Here is a 15,029-nt window from a genome sequence, read left to right as displayed (position 1 = left end):
GTATCCTTCATCTGCCGTCCTTTCGCGCAGTCGTTTCTTCCAACGACCATTCTGGCACATTGCGATGCCGTGCGGGGAGGACGGCAACCACCCCATCTCACAGGGCGCTTGTTATCGGGGCAACGGGCATTGTCGGGCAGAACCTTGCCAACCGTCTCGTGGCCGAAGGCTGGAGCGTCTACGGCCTTGCCAGGCGGGTGGAGCATCTGCCGGGCACCGTCATCCCGGTTGCCGCCGATGCGCTTGACCCGGCATCATTGCGCACGGCGCTGGCGGGTGTGGTGCCCACGCATGTATTTTTCACCACATGGACCCGCCGCGCGACGGAAAAGGAAAACTGTGCCGCCAACAGCGCGATGCTGCGCAATGTGATCGCGGCCCTGCCGGAGCCACAGGCCCTTGTCCATGGCAGCCTCGTCACGGGCCTGAAGCATTATCTCGGCCCGTTCGAGGCCTATGCGCAGGGTGCGCCGCCGCAGACGCCCTTCCGCGAGAGCATGCCCAGGCTGGAGGTCGAAAACTTCTATTACGCACAGGAAGACGTCCTGTTCGAAGCAGCGGACCGGCATGGCTTTGCATGGACGGTCCATCGCCCGCATACGGTGATCGGTTATGCCATTGGCAACCTCATGAACATGGGCACCACGCTTGCGGCCTATGCCACGCTGTGCCGTGAGAGGGGACTGCCTTTCGTCTTTCCCGGCTCCCCCGTGCAGTGGAGCAGCCTGACGGATGTCACGGATGCCCGCCAGCTTGCCAGCCAGATCCTGTGGGCCGCCACCAGTCCCGCAGGGCGCAACAGGGCGTTCAACGTGGTCAATGGCGACGTGTTCCGCTGGAACTGGCTGTGGCCTGAACTGGCGGGCTGGTTCGGCATCAAGGCTGCGGCCTATCCCGGTCATGCCACATCTCTGGAACAGGTGCTTGCGGGGAGGGAGGCGGACTGGGCGGCCATTGCGCGCCAGCACGGGTTGCGCGAGGCGGCACTCGACCGTCTGGCCTCGCCATGGCACACCGATGCCGACCTGGGGCGGCCTGTCGAATGCGTAACCGACATGAGCCTGAGCCGCAGGCTCGGCTTTACCGGGTACCGGTACACACCTGACTCGTTCTTCGACCTGTTCGAGCGCCTGCGTACGGAGCGTTACATTCCCTGATCGGGTGCGGGGCAGGGGTCTTGCTGAAATTATCTTGTAAGACCGTGATGGTGACGACCGGGCATAAACACCTTACGGTATGAATGGGTATCGACGGCCTCTGCCGTTACGTTGCGCACGCAGAAGACAGATCAAGGATAGTCATGGAAAAGCAGGTTCATTCACTTCTGGAGCAGGTGGACGGATTACTTCCTCTTGCGCTGGGATATGCAGGTCAGTTCTTTCTGGCCCTGATCGTTCTCTTTGTGGGCTGGAAACTGGTCAACGCAGTCACGCGGGCGACGGGCCGGATGATGGAGGCCAGTCATATAGAGCCGACATTACGCGGTTTCCTGCTGAGTGTGATCGGACTGTTCCTCAAGGCCCTGCTGCTCATCAGCGTGGCGTCCATGGTCGGAATTGCGACAACGTCGTTTGTGGCGGTTCTGGGTGCCGCGGGCCTGGCGGTCGGCATGGCACTGCAGGGCAGCCTTGCCAACTTTGCCGGTGGCGTGCTGATCCTGCTGTTCCGTCCTTTCAAGGTCGGGGATTCCATTACCGCAGGTGGCAGTTCGGGCACGGTGACATCGATCGAGATGTTCCGTACGGTGCTGCTTGATGCCAATAACGAAATTATTTTCGTCCCCAATGGAACATTGTCAAACAACATCGTGATCAATAGTTCGGAATCAGCGCGGCTTCTGGTCTCGGTCAGCCTGCTGATTGATTACAACGACGATATCGACAAGGCACGGACGCTGCTGCTCGGCCTGACGGAGAATGATGCGCAGGTGCTCAAGGATCCCGCGCCTTCCGTTTCCTTCCTGCCCAAACCGGCAAACATTCAGGTCACGCTGGGGTTCTGGTGTGCGCCGGGGGATGTGTCAGGACTGGTCGCGAAATATTCCGAAGCCTCGATCAAGGTGCTTCAGAAGGAAGGATATCGCCTTGGGGTCACGGCGCGGAACGCCGCATGACCGAAACAGGTTCCGGGGGATTGCCCCGGAACCGGGGCGATGCGTGAACGCGGATCATGCATCTTCTGCCCCGTGAAGGTCATCCATGACCGTCAGGGTCCCATCCGGCAGCGGACGTTGCAGCCGCAGCGCTTCGCCCGGGGGCGCATTCATCCAGATATCCAGTTCTTCCGCCCGGGTCAGGATGACCGGCATGGCCTTCGGATGGATCGCGCCAACTTCGCGATTGGCCGTGGTGGTCAGGAAGCCGAACAGGTCATCCGTCGTTTCGCCATCCGCCAGTTTCCGCACTGACGTCCACCGGCACCAGATCCCCGCAAAGAAAGCCAGCGGTTCCCCATCGCTGCGGGTGAACCACACAGGATGCGACTTCCCGTCAGGCAGGCGCGCCGGTTCGGAGAAAGCCGTCAGCGGCACAAGGCAGCGATGCGCCACACCGTCCCAGCGTTTCCACCATGTCGATGTCGGGTTGCGGATATTGGTCACGCCCCGATCGACCCTGTGACCCTTCAGGTATCCCGGCGGCGTGGGCATGCCCCAGCGCGCCATGACCAGTTCGCGCCCCGCCGGCGCATTGCGCACGATGGGGGCCATGGTGTTGGGCCATATATCAGGCAGGGGCGGGAGATTGCCGCTATGGTCAGTCATGACCCGGGCCGCCTTGCGGATCGCCTGCTGGCTGCTGGTCATCGCATAAAGATTACACATGCCGCCTTCCTTTCGCGAGTCCGGATATGGGGCCGATACCGGGCATGATCCAGTCTGCGCAGGAGCATGGTGGCAGGGCAGGACCGGGTCAACTTCCCCGTTCGCATGGGGGATTCGCCCGTGTGGGGGCGCCGGTTGACGGGGACGCCGGAAATATCTACCGCTCAAGGTTCATTTCGATGACGGAAGGTCTGATCCATGCTGCGTTCGAAGCCCCTGCTGTTTTCATTGCTGGTGATGTCCATGGGATCAACGGCCTGGGCGGCGGATCGGGGTGTCCCCTTTACCCCGGCGCATCCCGTGTCGCAGACCTATCACGGCGTGCGCGTGACCGACCCGTATCGCTGGCTGGAAAACAGTGATGATCCAAAGGTCATCGCATGGTCGGATGCACAGAACGCACGCACACGCGCCTATCTTGACCACCTTGCGCAGCGGCAGGTGGTGTTTGACCGCCTGATGGCGGCCTATCGGGCGCAGTCGCCTTCCTATTCCGATTTCCACCTTGCAGGCGGTCATGTGTTCGCGCAGGCCGTGCTGCCGCCGCACCAGCAGCCAGTGGTGGGTGTCATGAATGGCCGTGCCGATCCGAAAACCTTCCGCACGATCATTGATCCCGACCGGATCGACCCGTCGGGCCAGACCACGATCGACTGGAGCGTCCCGTCACCCGATGGCAGGCTGCTGGCGGTATCCCTGTCGCAAAACGGGACGGAGGACGGGACCGTGCATGTCTTTGACACGAAGACAGGCGCCGAAACCGCCGATATCGTCCCCCGTGCGCAATACCCGACCGCAGGGGGCAGCCTGGCGTGGAAAGCCGACAGCAGCGGGTTCTGGTACACCCGCTATCCCGGTGAGGAACGTCCCGAGGCGGACCGTCATTTCTACCAGCAGGTATGGTACCACCGGCTTGGCACGCCAGTATCGCAGGATGTCTATGTGGCGGGACGGGATTTTCCCAAGATCGCCGAAATCGCGCTGGACAATTATGGCGTAAGCCAGAACGGGCATGCCGTGCTGATCTCGGTCGAAGAGGGGGATGGCGGCCGGTTCCAGCAATATGTCATCAACCAGAAGAGCGGGCAGGTCACGCGCATCAGCGATTTTGATGATCGTGTCGTGGCCGCCGCCATCGGCCCGGACGATCATATCTACCTCGTGTCGCGAAAGAACGCACCGCGTGGCGAACTCCTCGAGACGAGCCTTGAGCATCCGGCAGTGGCGGATGCAAAACGCCTGATCGCGCAAGGTGAGGGCGTCATCATGGGGGGCGCGGAATTCGGCGGCGCGCCGGTGATCGCAACGCGCAAGACGCTGTATGTGCGCGAAATGGTTGGCGGCCCGAGCCGTGTTGCGGTCTTTTCCCCCGATGGGAAGCCCCGGGGCGACCTGTCCCTGCCTCCGGTGATCTCGGTTTCGGATGTGTCCCCCATTGCCCATGGGGACATGCTGGTTTCCTTCAACAGTTACCTCACACCCCATCAGGTGATGCGCTACCGTCCCGGGACAGGGAAGCTGAAGCCAACCCCGCTGTCGAGCACCAGTCCGGTGTCCTTTGCGGACTGCGAAGCCGTGCGGGCCGAGGCGACGTCACTGGACGGAACCCACGTGCCGATGACGGTCATCCGTCGCAGGGGAACGCATCTGGATGGCCGGAACCCGACACTGGTCTATGGTTATGGGGGATACGGCATTTCGGAGATGCCGCGCTTCATGGGGGCGTGGCTGCGGGCATGGCTGGACGCGGGTGGGGTATATGTCGATACCAACCTGCGCGGTGGCGGGGAATTCGGGGCGACATGGCATGAAGATGGCGCTCTGACGCACAAACAGAATGTCTTTGACGATTTTGCCGCCGTCAGCCGGCAGGTGATTGCGGATGGTTATACCAGTTCCAGCCGGCTTGCAGCCCTTGGCGGCAGCAATGGCGGCCTGCTGATGGGGGCGGCCATGACGCAGACGCCCGAACTTTACCGTGCGGTCGTGTCGCTGGTGGGAATTTATGACATGACGCGGATCGAACTGGACCCCAATGGCGCGTTCAACGTGACGGAGTTCGGAACGGTCCGCGATCCGGCGCAGTTCCATGCCATGCTTTCCTATTCCCCGTATCAGGCTGTCCGGCCGGGCGTGAAATATCAGGCTGTCTTCATGGCGACGGGAACGCATGACGGGCGCGTCAATCCCGCGCAGTCGCGCAAGATGATCGCGAAACTGCAGGCGGATACAGCGTCGGGATATCCGGTCTACCTGTCCATCAGTGACAAGGCAGGGCACGGCATGGGCAGCGCCGTCAATGTGCGTCTGGGACAGACTGCCGATTACGTGGCGTTCCTGTTGGATCAACTGGGGATGAAACTGTAATCTCCCCCGACCCGGACCTGCGACGGATCATGCGGCCCCACCGTCATGCATGATCCGTCCTGTCACGTCGCTTACTCGGCCGCGGGGGCAGGGGGCTGGGCCTGTGTGCCGGTCACACGCCAGATTGTGTTTCCCACATCGTCGGCGACAAGCAGCGCCCCCTCGCGATCCAGTGTCAGGCCTACCGGACGGCCATGGACATGGTTTTCATCGGCGGTCAGGAACCCCGTCAGGACATCCTTGGGCATTCCGGCGGGATGGCCGTCGGCAAACGGGATATAAATGACGCGATAGCCGCTTTTGGGCTGGCGGTTCCATGACCCGTGCTGCGCGACAAACAGGCCCTGCCGCCAGTCCTGCGGCAACAGGGTGCCGCCGGAAAATGCAATGCCCAGCGAGGCCGTATGCGGCCCGAGTGCATAATCGGGCACGACGGCACGTGCCACAAGTTCTGGTCGCTGGGGCTGTACGCGCCTGTCGACATGCTGCCCGTAATAGCTGTAGGGCCAGCCATAGAAGGCGCCTTCCTTCACGGCGGTGATGTAGTCCGGTACAAGGTCACTGCCGATTTCGTCGCGTTCATTGACGGCCACCCACAGCGCGCCCGTTGTCGGCTCAAAACCCAGTCCATTGGGATTGCGCAGGCCGGTTGCATATTCACGCAGCGTACCCGATGCCAGGTCATACTGGTAAATTGCCGCGCGACCCTTTTCCACATCCATGCCGTTATCGGCGGCATTGCTGTTTGAACCCACGGTTATGTAAAGCTGCTTCCCATCCGGACTGGCGATGACGTTCTTGGTCCAGTGGTGATTGTACCCCGCAGGCAGGTCAAGCACCTTCATCCCCGGTCCGGTAATATGTGTCTCGCCCTCGTGATAGGGAAACCGCATCAGGGCGTTGGCATTGGCGACATACAGGTCATCGCCCACCAGCGTCATGCCAAAGGGGGAATACAGGCCATCAAGGAACACCGTGCGGGTGTCGGCGTGGCCATCTCCCTTCGTGTCGCGCAGGAGGATGATGCGGTTCGGGCTTTTCTCACCCGCGCCGACCTCTCCCTGGATGAAGCGGGCGATGCGGTTTTTCAGTGTCCTGATGTCCGTGCCCGGTGAATTGCTCTCGGCCACGAGGATATCGCCGTTCGGCAACTGGTAGAGCCAGCGCGGGTGATCGAGGCCGGTGGCATAGGGCGCGACGCTCAGGCCCGGTGCCGCGACGGGATGTGCGTCGCCCTGCCATCCGACAGGTGTCGCGATATTGACGGTGGGCATCATGGTCTGGTTGGGCGCGGGAAGGCGGGGATGCGGACCGATGCCGGCCGCTACCGATTGTGTGGCGTGTTCGGGATGCAGCATGATCTTCCATCCCGCCAGTCCGATCACCACGATGCCAACCACCGCGCCGGTCAGGTAAGTCCTGTATCGTGTCTTCATTCCGCACTCCTCGTTTCTTCCCGCTACTGGCATGGCGACCATCAGGGGGTGTCTGGCCCGTCCTGTCGCGTCCGGGGCGTCCTGTCATGCTCAACAGACAATTCCCTTTGCCGGTTTCGTGCTGGTGGTCACATCATGCGGCCATCCGGCAGGTCCGGCCGGAATATCACGTATGGCGACCGCCTTGCGGAAGCGGTCGCTGCGGCGTCCTTTCTGTTGCGGGCCAGATGACTTTCAGGGCCTGCTCATGCACAGAACCCGATGACCAGGCCTTTTTCGCGACCGCGCGTTTCCTCGTCCAGCAGGGCCAGCAGGCGGTGGGGCGAAACGGGTTGTAGCATGAAGCGCGCGCGCCGGCGCACCAGGGCGAAATCCGATGGGGTCAACGGCCCGACATGGCGCAGTCCTGCAGGGGCGGCGTGGCGGAAAAAACGCATGAAGGCCGCCTCCTTCTGCCGTGGTGTCAGGTAGTCGAAACGGGCCTTGAACAGGAAACGCCGCAGGCTGGCAGGGTCCAGACGGGTGGCGAGGTTCGTGGTGCAGGCAAAGGGCAGGGGGTGCTGTTCCATCCATGTCAGCATCTCGTTGACCTGACTGACTTCCCATGCGCGTTCGGCGTTGCCACGGTTGCCCAGCAGGCTGTCAACCTCGTCGAAAATCAGGAATGAGCCGGTATCGCGCGCCTCGGCAAAGGCTGCGGCAATCTGGCGTTCGGTCTGCCCCACATACTGCCCCAACAGGTCCGATGCCCGTTTCTGCAGCACTGGCAGGTTCATGATCTCGGCCACATGGCGCGCCCACGCACTCTTGCCCGACCCCGGCGGCCCGGACAGCAGCAGCGAAATGGCGCGCGGGCAGTCGGGTGCCGCGAACTGCCGGGACAATTGCACAAGGTCGCAGTCGGCATTGACGAGTGCCGGGTCGTAATCCGCAGGCAGGGGCTGGGCCGCCTGCGGCAGCAGGCCGCCGTTGGTTGCGCGTGCGATGCTCATGGCGATGGTGCTGGCCGTATCCGAATTCCCGCCCGCCAGACGGGTGGAGCGCAGGGCATTGCGAAAAATACCCGGGGCGGCAGGAATGGCGTGCGCCAGGGCTGTGGCGTCCTCCGCACTCAGGCTGACGCGCTCCGCCGTGGCCATGTCCTGCCACAGCCGGGTGCGGGCCGTGATGTCGGGGGCACGCATCTCGATACACAGCGCCATACGGCGGGCGACGGCAGGGCCAAGGGTCGGCAGGTCATTGGCAATCCAGATGACCGGGGTTTCGGCCTGTTCCAGCAGGCGATGGAAATAGACCAGGCTGCGGCCCTTGCGCTCCATCGACAGGGAGGTGGTGAACAGGTCCTCCGCCTCGTCAAACATCAGGATGGAGGTCGTGCCATCAAGCAGGCGCAGATTGCATCGCAGGTCGGCAAGGCGTTCCATGCGTGAGGGTTCGTCGCCGCTGGCGTTCACCTCTCCCACCGGATAGAGCTTTGCCCCGATCGTGGCGGCAAGGGTCGCCGCGAATTCGGTCTTGCCCGTGCCCGGCGGTCCATAGAGCAGGATGTGCACGCCCTTTTCGCGTTCCGCCACGGCGGCCCGCAGGATCTGGCGCGCGATATCGCCAAGTTCGCCAATATGCGCGAACGCATCCCATGGCAGGATGGCGTCGCGCGGGCGGGCGACCAGCAGGCTGCGGACATCATGCGTCGGTGAGGTGCGACGCGCGATCAGGCCGGCAAGCCGGGGGAGGATGCTGATATCGCCGTCGTCATCAAGGGCAATGATCCCCGTGGTGCGCAGGCGTCCCTCCGGCCCGAGCGCATGGGCAACCGCGATCTCCGGGGCGCCGCTCAGCAACCGGAACAGTGGTATGTCATCGCACAGCGACATGCTACGCCCGTGGTTGCGCGTCAGGGTATCCCACAACTGCTCGAAGACAGGGGTTGTCGTGTACAGGAACATGATACCCAGAATGAAGGTTTCCGTGTCGTTCAGTCCCAGGATTTCCTGCAGCGGGGCCAGCCATGCCAGGATATGGCAGGCGTCGGTGGATGTCTCCGCCCGGCGCCTGTCAAGTTCCGCACCCATCCGCTTCCATTCATGGGCGGTCAGGGGCTTTTCGCCATCCTGACGGCTGGGGGCGGGCAGGGCCTGATCGGACAGGCCAAGCGGCCCGCGATTCTGGACCACATATTCCACCAGGGGCATCGCATCGCGTTCATGGCGGTCAAGGCCGGAATGAAGATGAACCAGGACATCGAGCATGAAGGCCACGTTGCTGCTGGCGACGGTATCCGATGCTTCGTTGGGAGACATTCTCAAAAGCTTCCTGCGCGTGCGGGCGTTCTTTATGTAATTTGCCATGGTGTAAGGCCCCGGACGGATGAATATCTGAAAATACGTATGATGCTGGCACTATCGCCACAGGCGGCGGGTGCGGTGGCCGACCGTAACGATCTGGTCGTCGGCGCTGATGATGGCATAGATGCCCTTCAACCGGTCATCGTCGGTGCAGATGCCTTCCGCCAGCAGTTCCTCGTGGCGGTGGCGGGGAAGATAGACCATCTCGCTCCCGCTGCCAGCAGGCTTGCGCGCGCCATGTTCCAGAAGCAGGGCGAGGACCATGGGCCGGATGGCACGCTGCTGGCTGCGTCTGGTGGCATGTTTTGTCATCGCCCCGATGGTATGGGCGCAGGATTTCAGAGTATCGCGGCTATGCTTTTTGCTGACGGTACAGGCCATTGCGGTCTCCTCTGTGCATCTGGCACATGGATACCGTTACGCTACGTCAGAAATGGTCGTCGGTGGGAAAGGCGGGTAAAAAAAGCGATTCAGGGCCGGGGTGTGCGCTCATGATGTTCCAGCGCCCTGCGCAACAGCCTGCATAATTCCGTACGCAGTTCGATGGGGGCCAGGATTTCCACGGCCGTGCCCCAGGTAAACAGGTAAAAGGCCTGTTCCTGGAGGCCCCCGGCATGATAGCGCACGACCAGCGAGCCATCGGGCAGGTGTTCAAGTGTCTGGGTCGGATGGAAATGACGCCGCGCCGCATCCTCTGCCGCGTCGGGTGTGAAACGCAGGATTACGTCGCGTGGCGTACCCTGGTAGATCCCGAACGACCGGGCGGCGAAGGCCTCCAGATTCCAGTCCGCAGGGGGCGGGTTGGTGGGGGCGTCCGACAGCTTTATGTCATGTATGCGGTCCAGTCGCCATAACGCAGGTTCCGTCTTGCCCTCTCCGGGGGCGACGAGATAGTAGGCCACCTGCCCATAGAGCAGTCCCCATGGGGTAATCTGGCGGAGGCGGTTCGACCCGGTCTTGTACAGGAACGTCACCGCGCATCCCGCCTTGAGCGCCGTGCGGATGGTTTCGATGACAGTCGGGTCCTCCGGTGGGCGAAGGCCTGCCTGCATCGCCTGGCTTTCGGTCATGAGCAGCGCATCAAGGTCAGGCGCCATGCGCAACCGGGCGGACGGACGCAGGGCGGCCTGTATCTTGTCATACAGCGTTCCCAGAAGGGCCGCGCGCGTGGTGTCCCCCTTTTTCTGCAACATGGTGATGGCGGCGCGCAGTTCCGCAAGTTCATCGACGCATGGCATCTGGAGGAAACCGTCAAGGCCCCCGGGAATGTGAAAGCGTTTCTTGTGGCCGTCCGCTATCGTCTCCCACTGGGGAAACATCACTTCAAGCGTGGCGCGCATACGGTCCACAGTGCGGCGGGTCGTCCCCATTTCGGACGCCATTTCATCGAGGGTCATGCCTTCGGCGCTACCCGCCAGTTTGCGGGCCAGTTTCAGAAGCTCATCAAATTTCCCGTAGCGCATTGCCGCAGATACATTCCCGTTATGACCGTTTCTGTCATAACAGAAGCCTGCGGCAAGCCAACCCGGCACGGCGCATAAAGCCCCATCGCCATTTTCATGATGGCGTGCCGCGCGGTCTATTTTCTGTAGTCGTCCGGCAGATGGCCGGGACGGGACGTGCGCGGGCGCAGGATGTCCGGCAGTTCCGTGTGGGACTGGTTGCGCCTGTGGATATTGGCAAGCGTATTTGGCCCAAGCAACTGGTTGTCAGGACAGAAAGGCGCGCCGAGATAGTCGGTGCAGATCGTGCGCCGGAGCATGATGTCGCGCTTGAGGAACGTGGCGAACAGGAACGGATGGCCTTTTTCTTCGTCAAGTTCCCGACGGCCGCAACGCAGTTGCAGGCCCTGTTCAAGGTTGATGAACCACCAGTCCAGTGACAGGCTTCGGTAATATTCGATAATCCCGTAAAGGTCGCGCAGCGTGGAACGGGCGTAATTATGGCTCATGGACCTGAATGCGACTCTTTTTTCAAAATGCGGGGCGAGATCATGCATGGGAAGAAATACCTTTTGCGAAATCATTGGGTGTTCGGCATGTGCATGAAGGGTATGGAACCCGCCTGCGTCAGAAACGGTCGTAATTGGAGGAAAAATTTTCAGGACCGGTTTTTTTGCGATTGTTGATGCCCTGTCCGGCCTGCCGGGATGTTCCGGCGTCGGACTGGGGCTGGCCCCATTGGATGGCCTGCACTGCCTGCCGAACATGCCCCAGATCCACGATCAGGGCTGCCCGTAACGACAGCGTGGCACTGCCCCGCTGTAGCAGGTAGGGTTGCCCCGAAGCATGCCATGCAGGAGAACGCAATCATTCGTGCCGTTACATCCATTGATGTCGCCCGGGCGGCCGGAGTATCCCAGTCGGCAGTGTCGCGGGCGTTTTCGCCGGGGTCGAGCATCTCTGCGCGGACCAAGCAGAAGGTGCTTGCCGCAGCGGCCAGCCTTGGCTACCGGCCCAACCGTATCCCGGCGATCATGCTGTCGGGACGTTCCTACATGGTGGGGGTCGTGATCGGGGGGCTGGAAAATCCGTTCTATGCCACGGCGCTGGAGCGTCTGGCGACCGCCCTGCAGGAAAGTGGCCTGCAGGTGCTGCTGATGCATGTGGATGACGCCCTGACCCTTGACAGGGCGCTTGACCGGTTGGTGAGTTACCGGATCGACGCCATTGTCACGTCGCTTGCCATCGGGTCGAAATCCGTTGTGCAGGCGCTTTCCCAACTCCGGCTTCCGGTTGTCTGCTTCAACTCATCACATGTGGGGCCATGGATCTCGACCGTGAATTCAAACAATCACGGGGCGGGTCTTGTCGCGGCGCATCTGCTTGGACGGCGCGGTATACAGCGCCCGCTCTGGCTGGCCGGGCCTGTCCGGAATTCGGCTTCGCGTGCTCGGGGGAAGGGATTTTGCCAGGGATTGCACGCGGCGGGCCTCGCCCCCGCACTGACCAGAATGCAGGGAAACGACACCTACGACAGCGGGTATGACGCCATTGCCTGCCTGCGCAAGCAGGGGATACGGCCAGATGGCATTTTCTCCAGCAATGACATGATGGCCTGCGGTGCGATCGACGCGCTGCGGGAATGCATGGACCTGCAATGTCCGCGTGACGTGGTCATTATGGGGTACGACAACATTCCGCAGGCGGCATGGCGCAGTTATGACCTGACATCCTTTGACCAGCATACCGAACATATGGTTGCCCGCGCCATGGAACTGCTGGACGAGGCCCTTGGCACAAAGGACAGTCCCCTTTCGCGGACATGTGTCGTTGACGCGCAGTTGATCGAACGCGGCAGCACAGGTTCTGGTCAATAAACGATTAGGGCTTGCGCCCGGGCACCCAAAGCGTGTTGTTTTGCATAGCTATGCAATTTTCTGCCCGTCAGGACCGCTCATGAGCAACCAGAATTTCCGCAGTATCCTTACCGGATCCTTTTCCACGCCCTGCGCGGACAACCCGACCGTCGCGATGATCGAGGCGGCCTACCATCATGCCGGGATCGACGCGCGCTACATCAACTGCGATGTCAAGGCCGCGCATCTGGCGGATGCCGTCAAGGGCGCACTGGCCATGGAGTGGGTGGGATTCAACTGCTCGCTCCCCCACAAGGTGGCCGTTATCGAATATCTTGATGAACTGGTGCAGGCCGCGCGGATCATCGGGGCCGTGAACTGTGTTTCCATCCGCAATGGCAGGCTGGTGGGGGACAATACGGATGGCAAGGGATTCCTGGCCTCGCTGCGTGATGTGATCGACCCTGCGGGCAAACGTGTCTTCCTGCTGGGGGCCGGCGGTGCGGCCCGCGCCATCGCCGTGGAACTGGGACTGGCGGATGCCGCCCACATCACCATCGTCAATCGCGATCCCGAGAAAGCCGGGGTTATCGCGGCCCTCGTGCGTGACAATACCCGGTGTGACGCCACCGGTGGGGCATGGGGGGGAAAGGCACGTATTCCCGAAGGGACCGATATCGTCATCAATGCCACGTCGGTTGGCCTGGGCGATGCGCAGGCCATGCCGGATGTCGATCTGGATACGCTGGTAAAGGGGCAGGTTGTTGCGGATGTCATCCCCAATCCCCCCATGACCCGTTTCCTGCGCGAAGCGCGCGGACGTGGCTGCACGCCGCTTGATGGCTTGGGCATGCTGGTCAATCAGGGGGTGATCGGTGTGGAGCTATGGCTTGGCAAAACGCTTGACGCCGGTGTGATGAAACAGACCCTGCGCGATATTTTCGGCGCATCCGACGCAGGTTGACCCACGGCCCTTTTGTCACAGGGAAAAAGGAACCCCCGGCATGACCTCCATCCCGGACATTCAGGACCTTTCACGCTGCCAGACGCATCAACGTGCGCTGACCGCCCTGGCGGACCTTGTGCATCGTGGCGACCAGACCCTGTCCGCGCGCCGGTATGTGTCCATTGCCGCCGCTGTGGCCGCCGTGGGGGGACTGCTGTTCGGATATGATACCGGGATCATCGCGTCCGCCCTGATTTTCGTGACGCAGACATTCTCCCTTTCGACCGCCGGGCAGGAATGGGTGGCGGCGGCCCTGAATATCGGGGCGATCTTTGGCGCCCTGCTGAGCGGTCCCGTGTCGGACCGATGGGGACGGCGGCCGGCCATCATGGGGGCTGCCGGTATTTTCATCGTGGCCTCGCTGGGATGCGGGCTTGCGCCTGATGTCGGCACCCTTGTCGCCGCGCGCCTGTGGCTGGGGGCCGCAATCGGCGCGACCACACAGATCGTACCGGTCTATGTCGCGGAACTGGCGCCTGCGTCCCGGCGGGGGGGACTGGTTTCACTGTTCCAGCTTGTCTTCTCGCTGGGACTGCTGCTGGCGTTCTTTGTGGGATATGAACTGTCCGGCAGTGCGGAGTCATGGCGGGCGATGTTCATGCTGGGGGCAGTCCCGGCCATCCTGCTTGGCCTTGGCATGCTGTTCCTGCCCGAAAGCCCGCGCTGGCTGCTGCATCATGAACATGAACGGCATGCCGTCTCGATCCTGTATAAACTGCGTGGGCATAAGGACATTGTCCGGCAGGAACTGGATGACGCGCTGAAGGTTGACGCGGGGGAGGCCGCGGGGGCCGGTGGTCTGGGCCTCAGGACACGCTGGATCCGTCCCGCCCTGATCGCGGCGCTGGGGGTTGCGGCGTTTTCGCAACTGTCCGGCCCGAATGTCATTGTCTATTACGCGCCCATCATCCTGTCGCAGGCCGGGCTTGGCCATTCGGCGGCGCTGCTGACGTCCGTTTCGGTTGGCGTGACCTCCACGATTACAACGGCGATGGGTATTGCCCTGATCGACCGGATCGGGCGTCGGCGCATGATGCTGTGCATGTTGCCGGTTGCGGCCCTGTCGCTGTTCGTGCTGGGGGCGGTCTTCCTCAGTTCCGCGCCATTGGTGGGCGTGCGTCTGTATCTGATGGTCCTGTCGCTTCTGGGCTATATCTTCTTCAATTTCGGTTCGCTGTCCGTGGCGGTGTGGCTGATCGCGGCCGAGGTCTTTCCCCTTTTCATACGCAGCAAGGCGATGGGACTGGCGAGTGCGACGGTATGGCTGTCCGACACGCTTGTCTCACTCGTCACACTTTCCCTGGTGCAGGCGTTTGGCACGACGGGGACATTCTGGCTGTTCGGTTTCATCAATCTTGCGGCTTTTGCCTTCGTGTGGAAATACGTGCCTGAAACCGCCGGAACCACTCTGGAAGGGATTGAAAGCGCATTGAAGCGCGGAAGTTTTTATAAAAATATCCGCTGAAGGTGTGCCGCTGTTTGGCCACTTCCATGATCGTGTAAAAAAAACGGCACTCCTGCACTGCCATCCTGTGCTGATTGCGTGCCAGGTTGCGCAGGAAAACCCTTTTGTTCGATATCTCGTATTCCTTTCTGGAGCCGGCTTCCGTGCAGGAAGGGGACGCTGCCCCCGGTGTTAATGTGACGCAGGTGGTTTCTGAACGAAAGAGACGCATCCAGCCAATATTTCCGCTGTCGCGTCATCTTGTTTTTACTGGTTGGACTGGATGAGCAGGCGGATGCAAACCTGATATGT

Annotated in this window: 12 protein-coding genes; 6 read left to right on the top strand and 6 right to left on the bottom strand. The window is 61.9% G+C overall.

Annotation, left to right across the window (positions count from 1 at the left end):
- Positions 1-59: 59 nt before the first annotated feature.
- Complete coding sequence (locus tag CFR72_RS12750; protein WP_110914306.1) at positions 60-1,157, top strand: SDR family oxidoreductase; 1,098 nt, start codon at positions 60-62, stop codon at positions 1,155-1,157.
- Positions 1,158-1,294: 137 nt separating this feature from the next.
- Positions 1,295-2,113: a mechanosensitive ion channel family protein gene (locus CFR72_RS12745; protein ID WP_208630042.1), complete on the top strand. Its 819-nt coding sequence runs from the start codon at positions 1,295-1,297 to the stop codon at positions 2,111-2,113.
- Positions 2,114-2,167: 54 nt separating this feature from the next.
- On the opposite strand, the gene CFR72_RS12740 is transcribed toward CFR72_RS12745, so the two are convergent.
- Positions 2,168-2,821 carry an SOS response-associated peptidase gene (locus tag CFR72_RS12740; RefSeq protein WP_110914304.1) on the bottom strand — a complete coding sequence of 218 codons (654 nt, stop codon included), beginning with the start codon at positions 2,819-2,821 and terminating at the stop codon, positions 2,168-2,170.
- A 198-nt stretch (positions 2,822-3,019) separates the two neighbouring features.
- Here CFR72_RS12740 and CFR72_RS12735 point away from each other — a divergent pair, with 198 nt between their 5' ends.
- Complete coding sequence (locus tag CFR72_RS12735) at positions 3,020-5,188, top strand: prolyl oligopeptidase family serine peptidase (protein WP_244182295.1); 2,169 nt, start codon at positions 3,020-3,022, stop codon at positions 5,186-5,188.
- A gap of 71 nt (positions 5,189-5,259) precedes the next feature.
- Here CFR72_RS12735 and CFR72_RS12730 read toward each other — a convergent pair whose 3' ends face one another.
- The 5 genes from CFR72_RS12730 to CFR72_RS12710 all read right to left on the bottom strand — a co-directional run bounded on the left by CFR72_RS12730 (position 5,260) and on the right by CFR72_RS12710 (position 10,920).
- Positions 5,260-6,624 (bottom strand): PQQ-dependent sugar dehydrogenase, encoded by a 1,365-nt coding sequence (locus CFR72_RS12730; protein WP_110914303.1) that lies wholly within the window; start codon positions 6,622-6,624, stop codon positions 5,260-5,262.
- 245 nt (positions 6,625-6,869) lie between these two features.
- Positions 6,870-8,924 (bottom strand): AAA family ATPase, encoded by a 2,055-nt coding sequence (locus tag CFR72_RS12725; protein ID WP_244182294.1) that lies wholly within the window; start codon positions 8,922-8,924, stop codon positions 6,870-6,872.
- A 99-nt stretch (positions 8,925-9,023) separates the two neighbouring features.
- The gene (locus CFR72_RS12720; protein WP_110914302.1) at positions 9,024-9,350 is read right to left on the bottom strand and encodes a hypothetical protein; all 327 of its coding nucleotides are present in this window, start codon (positions 9,348-9,350) and stop codon (positions 9,024-9,026) included.
- An 89-nt stretch (positions 9,351-9,439) separates the two neighbouring features.
- On the bottom strand, positions 9,440-10,432 hold the full coding sequence (locus CFR72_RS12715; RefSeq protein ID WP_110914301.1) for a helix-turn-helix transcriptional regulator: 993 nt from the start codon (positions 10,430-10,432) through the stop codon (positions 9,440-9,442).
- A gap of 116 nt (positions 10,433-10,548) precedes the next feature.
- Positions 10,549-10,920 carry a hypothetical protein gene (locus CFR72_RS12710; RefSeq protein ID WP_146220733.1) on the bottom strand — a complete coding sequence of 124 codons (372 nt, stop codon included), beginning with the start codon at positions 10,918-10,920 and terminating at the stop codon, positions 10,549-10,551.
- Between the two features lie 342 nt (positions 10,921-11,262).
- On the opposite strand from CFR72_RS12710, the gene CFR72_RS12705 reads away from it, so the two are divergent.
- The 3 genes from CFR72_RS12705 (at position 11,263) to CFR72_RS12695 (ending at position 14,738) form a co-directional block, all read left to right on the top strand.
- The gene (locus tag CFR72_RS12705; RefSeq protein ID WP_110914299.1) at positions 11,263-12,288 is read left to right on the top strand and encodes a LacI family DNA-binding transcriptional regulator; all 1,026 of its coding nucleotides are present in this window, start codon (positions 11,263-11,265) and stop codon (positions 12,286-12,288) included.
- Positions 12,289-12,367: 79 nt separating this feature from the next.
- Positions 12,368-13,231: a shikimate dehydrogenase family protein gene (locus CFR72_RS12700; RefSeq protein WP_110914298.1), complete on the top strand. Its 864-nt coding sequence runs from the start codon at positions 12,368-12,370 to the stop codon at positions 13,229-13,231.
- A gap of 40 nt (positions 13,232-13,271) precedes the next feature.
- Positions 13,272-14,738 (top strand): sugar porter family MFS transporter, encoded by a 1,467-nt coding sequence (locus CFR72_RS12695; protein ID WP_110914297.1) that lies wholly within the window; start codon positions 13,272-13,274, stop codon positions 14,736-14,738.
- Positions 14,739-15,029: the final 291 nt, after the last annotated feature.

This window comes from Gluconacetobacter entanii (assembly GCF_003206495.1).
GTDB classification, from domain to species: Bacteria; Pseudomonadota; Alphaproteobacteria; order Acetobacterales; family Acetobacteraceae; genus Novacetimonas; species Novacetimonas entanii.
The sequence above is the reverse complement of the archived record's forward strand: the minus strand, read 5'-3'. Positions and strand labels throughout refer to the sequence as shown.